Origin of the sequence: Microbacterium sp. 5K110 (assembly GCF_005774735.1) — a bacterium.
Taxonomy (GTDB): Bacteria; Actinomycetota; Actinomycetes; order Actinomycetales; family Microbacteriaceae; genus Microbacterium.
Genome location: NZ_VBUM01000137.1, coordinates 1 through 4,919 on the forward strand (window position 1 = coordinate 1; position 4,919 = coordinate 4,919).

Sequence of the window (4,919 nt, forward strand, 5' to 3'; positions counted from 1 at the left end):
ACCGTGGCCCGTCCCCGCCCCTCGCTCGAGACCGTGCGGCCGAGATACAGTTCCGCGGCTCCGTCGCCGAGCGGCTCGATGTCTCCCCCGGCCTCGCGGACGCGCGCGGCGACCGGCCCGTCCTCGGGGACCACCCACACACCCTCGATCGCCGCTTGGGCCGCGCCCGACCGCACGGCGCCCGAGTCGGCGCGCTGGCCGAGGAGGAGTCCGAGCCCGGTCACGACCATCGTCTTGCCCGCGCCCGTCTCACCGGTGATCGCGGTGAAGCCGCGCCCGATCGGCAGGGTCGCGTCCGCGATCACTCCGAGATCGCGCAGCCGCATCTCCTCGATCACGGCATCCCTCCGAGCGAGCCACGCCATCCGGTCACCGGAAGCCGGAACTTGCGCACCAGCCGGTCGGTGAACGCGGCGGGGTGCAGCCGCGCGAGACGCACCGGCCGCGACGACCGGCGTGCCACGACGCGGGCACCGGGCGGGAGATCGTGCGAGCGACGCCCATCGCACCACAGGATGCCGCTCCCGCTCGTGCGCTCGAGGACTTCGACGGCGACCGTGGCATCGGGGCTCACGACGAGCGGGCGGGCGAAGAGGGCGTGGGCCGAGAGCGGCACCACCGCGATCGCCTCGACCGTGGGCCAGATGACCGGCCCTCCGGCGGAGAAGTTGTAGGCCGTCGAGCCGGTGGGCGTCGCCATGACGACACCGTCGCATCCGAACGACGACAGGGGGCGACCGTCGATCTCCATGACGACCTCGAGCATGCGCTCGCGACTCGCCTTCTCGACCGTGGCCTCGTTCAGGGCCCACGTCTCGAAGATCACCCGATCGTCGGCATCCAGCACCTTCACCGCGAGGGCGAGGCGTTCCTCGACGCGGTAGTCGCGGGCGATCACACGGCGGACGGCATCATCCATATCGTCGCGTTCGATCTCGGCGAGGAAGCCGACATGACCCATGTTGATGCCGAGGATCGGCGCCGTGCCGCCGCGCACCGTCTCGGCCGCGCGCAGGATCGTGCCGTCGCCGCCGAGGACGATCGCCAGCTCCAGGTCTTCCACGCCGACGTCGACGCCGAGCGTCTCGACCCCGTCCAGCGGCAACCGCTCGGCGAGCTCGGGTCGGTCTTCGGCGGAGACCACCGGCACGGCTCCGGCAGCACGCACCGCCGTGAGCACACGCTGTGCCGCCTCGACGGTGTCGTCTCGGCGGGCGTGGACGACGATCAGTATTCGGCGTTCGCTGGGGGTCATCGGCTTCCGGTCAGTCGGGTCACGGTGCTCTCCCATTCTGAGGGGTCGGTGCCGTGCGCGTCCGAGAACCACGCCACATACTCCTGGTTGCCATGGGTTCCCACGATCGGCGAAGGGATGATCCCCGCCGTGCGCAGACCGGCATCCCACGCGGCCCAGAGGACGCCGTGCACGGCGTCCGAACGCAGGGCCGGGTCGGTCACGAGACCGCCCTTGACCGCGGTGCGGCCGACCTCGAACTGGGGCTTGATGAGGAGGACGACCTCGGCAGAGGGCGCCGCCGTCGCCACGATCGCCGGCAGCACATGGTGCAGCGAGATGAAGGACAGGTCGCCGGTGACGACGGCAGGGCGCTCGGCGATCCCGGTCGCTGCGGCGAGGGAGTCGGCGGTCATGAAGCGCACGTTATACCCCTCCACCGACACCACCTCGGGATCGGCGGCCACCGCTGGGGACAACTGTCCGTGCCCGACGTCCACCGCCAGAACGGGCGCCGCCCCGCGCTCGCGCAGCACTTGTGTGAATCCCCCGGTGGACGCGCCGAGATCGAGCGCGACCCGCCCCGCGGGGTCTACACCGAAGGCGTCGAGTGCCGCGATCAACTTGTGCGCCCCGCGGCTGACGTAGTGGTCCGAGACGGCGACCTCGATCCGGGTGTCGTCGTCGACGCGCACGGACGGCTTCACCACGCCGTCTCCGTCGACCGTCACCAGCCCATCCGAGATCAGCTGTGCGGCGTGCGTCCGAGAACGCGCGAGTCCTCGCCGAGCGAGCTCCGCATCGAGCCGGCCGCTCATGCGTCTGCCGGCGTCGCGGCACCCGATTCGAGCCGTCGCGCGAGCTCGTCGTGCAGAGCGGCGTAGGCGTCGGCTCGCGTCTCGAGGGGCTGGTCCTCGATGATGCGGAGGCGGCCGATCAGTTCGGCACCGGCATCCGTCTCGCGATCATCCGACATGGATGCCATCGTATCCGCGTCAGCGCACGCGGAACGGATCCGCGTACAGCTGCTCGGGCACGCGGAAACCGAAGATCGCACGGCCGGAGTTCCAGATGGCCGCAGCGCCGGCACGGAGCAGATCGATCTGCTGCTCCCCCGCGGACACGATGCGCAGGTCCACTCCGTCGATCTCGACGATGGCATCCCCGACGCGGGTGCGGTCGCCCTTGACGACGGTGGCCGGGTACGGCTCGAACAGCTGCCGCAGGTCGCTCACGATGAAGTCCGGACGCTGGTTCGGCGGCGCCGCCAGCACCTGCTTCGGGCGATCGATCCCCGTGAGGACCAGGACCGACCGCATGTCGGCTGCCCGCGCCCCCTGCACATCGGTGTCGAGCCGGTCGCCGATGAACAGCGGCGAGCTCGCACCCGTGCGCGCAACCGCGACGTCGAAGATCGGACGTTCCGGCTTGCCCGCGACCGTGGCCAACCGTCCGACGGCGGTGTGCACTGCGGACACGAGCGTGCCGTTGCCCGGTGCGATACCGCGCGCCTGCGGAATCGTCCAGTCCGTGTTGGTGGCCACCCACGGGATGCCGCCCTCGTCGAGCGGTGTCGCCAGAGCGTACGCCGCCTCGGCGAGCTGGGCCCATCCGACCTCGGGGGCGAAGCCCTGCACGACCGCGGCCGGGGAATCCTCTGCGCTGCGTGTCACCACGAAGCCGGCCTTCTCGACCTCGACGACGAGTCCCTCTCCCCCGATCACGAGCAACGTCGAGCCGGCGGGAACGAGCTCTCGCAGGAGCCGCATCGCGGCCTGCGGGCTGGTGACGACGTCTTCGGGCACGACCGTCAGCCCCAAAGACGTCAGGTGCTCGGCGACCGACGCATCCGTCCGCGAGGCGTTGTTGGTGATGTAGCCGAGGCGATGCCCCTCGTCAGCTGCGCGGTTCAAGCTGTCCACCGCGTGCGGCAGAGCGCCCGGACCGGCGTAGACGACACCATCGAGGTCGGCGAGGACGACGTCCACTCCGTCCAGTGGCGTGGCACCCGACTTGCTCCGCCCGAAGATCATCGTGTCTCGTCCTGCCCCTCGTCGGAGTCGCGTGCGGGGTGCTCCCCCTCGGTGTCGTCCGCCTCGGCGGCCGCTTCGACCGTGTCGACGTGCGCTGCGACGGAGCTCTCCGTCGTGGTGTCTTCGACGGGCACGACCCCGGATGCCACCTCGACTCCGCCCTCGTCATCGATGAGGTCGATCTCTTCGACGACGATGACTTCGCGGTCGGCGACGCCGGCCGCCGCATCGAGGGCGTCAGCAGCGACCTCGGACCGGCGGAACCATTCCGCGGCCTCGTCCTCTCGACCGAGTTCCTCGAGTACGGCCGCGCGCGCCGCGAACAGCGCCGGGCTCCACTCGAAGGCGCGATCGGGGTCGGCTTCCGGGATCTCGAGTTCCTGCAGAGCGCGCTCAGGCTCGCCGACGTCCAGTCGTGCGCCCGACATGGCGATGGCGAGCTGGGCCCGGACCGCAGCGGGCAGCGTGGAGCGGTCGACCGACCGGCCCTCCTCGAGCGCCCGATCAGGCCGTCCGACACCACGCTCGCTGTCCACGATGAGGGGCAGCTGCTCATCGGAGCCCGAGATGCGGCGGTGGGTACGTAGTTCACGGAGAGCGAGGGCGAAGTCGCCGATGGCATAGGCCGTGATCGCGACCGTTTCGCGGACGATGGCGACACGACCCGCGCTGCGCGAGGCCGCCAGGGCGTGCGCGTGAGCGAGAGCCGGGTCTTCGTCGATCAGTCGCGACGCCATCACCAGGTGGCGCGCGACATTCTCCGCGTTGTCCTTGCTGAGGGTCTTGAGCTCATTGCGCGCGGCACCCGGAAGATCCCGAGCGGTGACCTCCTCCGGGATCTCGGGACCGCGCTCACGCTGATCCTGAGGAGGACGGGTCGCGCGGGCATCTTCGCGATCGAAGCGCCTCGGCGCACCCGCACCGGGGCGACGATCGCCGGACGGGCGGCGGTCGCCAGAAGGACGGCGGTCACCGCCCTCACCACGGGGACGATACGGACGCGAGTCCCCACCCTCCGTACGCGGGCGATAAGGAGGCGAGTCACCCTCGCGACGCGGACGCCCTTCACCGGCGGCTCCGCTACGGAACGGGCGCGAATCGCCGTCACGGCGGGGCCGACCCGCGCCGTCGGAGTCGCGGCGGAACGGACGACCGTCCCCCTCACGGCGGGAGCGATCGACTCCACCGCTGAAGGGCCGAGCACCGTCGCGCGGCGGCCGACCATCCGAGCCGCCGGTACGCGGACGCGCGTCGCCATCACGACGGGGACGGCTGCTGGCATCGCCGTCGCGACGAGCGGGTCGCCCGTCGGAGTCTCTACGAAGGCGAGACGAACGGTCGTCATCGCGCTTGAAAGGCCGAGCGGACGAATCACGGGCATTGCCACGCTGTCCGCCCGACGGACGCCCCGCACCGGACGATCCCGATCGGGGGCGCGAACGATCGTCGGAACGACCTCCATTGACATTGCGATCATTGGCGTCGTCGTTCGACATGACGATCCTTCCCCCGGAAATGTGTCCGTAAATGCGAAATGGCCACCCAGCTTTGGGTGGCCATTTCGACTAAAAGAAGTCCGGCGGTGTCCTACTCTCCCACAGGGTCCCCCCTGCAGTACCATCGGCGCTGAGAGGCTTAGCTTCCGGGTTCGG

The 4,919-nt window shown here is 70.5% G+C and carries 6 protein-coding genes and 1 rRNA gene; all 7 read right to left on the reverse strand.

All coding sequences use genetic code 11. The annotated features are described in order from the left end of the window. Positions 1-338: AAA family ATPase (locus FE256_RS17450; RefSeq protein ID WP_502704867.1), on the reverse strand; the 338-nt coding region annotated here is incomplete at its 3' end. Then, a complete protein-coding gene (locus FE256_RS17455; RefSeq protein WP_138178183.1) occupies positions 335-1,255 on the reverse strand; it encodes an NAD kinase in 921 nt (306 codons plus the stop codon). The genes FE256_RS17450 and FE256_RS17455, both read right to left, overlap by 4 nt. Next, positions 1,252-2,052 (reverse strand): TlyA family RNA methyltransferase, encoded by an 801-nt coding sequence (locus tag FE256_RS17460; protein WP_138178185.1) that lies wholly within the window; start codon positions 2,050-2,052, stop codon positions 1,252-1,254. The genes FE256_RS17455 and FE256_RS17460 overlap by 4 nt, the downstream gene beginning before the upstream one ends. Beyond that, a complete protein-coding gene (locus FE256_RS18300; RefSeq protein WP_171024405.1) occupies positions 2,049-2,210 on the reverse strand; it encodes a hypothetical protein in 162 nt (53 codons plus the stop codon). Before FE256_RS18300 ends, FE256_RS17460 begins: the two co-directional genes overlap by 4 nt. A gap of 19 nt (positions 2,211-2,229) precedes the next feature. After that, positions 2,230-3,267: an HAD-IIA family hydrolase gene (locus FE256_RS17465; protein WP_138178187.1), complete on the reverse strand. Its 1,038-nt coding sequence runs from the start codon at positions 3,265-3,267 to the stop codon at positions 2,230-2,232. Further along, positions 3,264-4,004 carry a tetratricopeptide repeat protein gene (locus FE256_RS17470; RefSeq protein ID WP_252371080.1) on the reverse strand — a complete coding sequence of 247 codons (741 nt, stop codon included), beginning with the start codon at positions 4,002-4,004 and terminating at the stop codon, positions 3,264-3,266. The genes FE256_RS17465 and FE256_RS17470 overlap by 4 nt, the downstream gene beginning before the upstream one ends. Before the next feature lie 837 nt (positions 4,005-4,841). Continuing rightward, positions 4,842-4,919: ribosomal RNA gene (gene rrf, locus FE256_RS17475) — 5S ribosomal RNA — on the reverse strand; the annotation flags it as partial.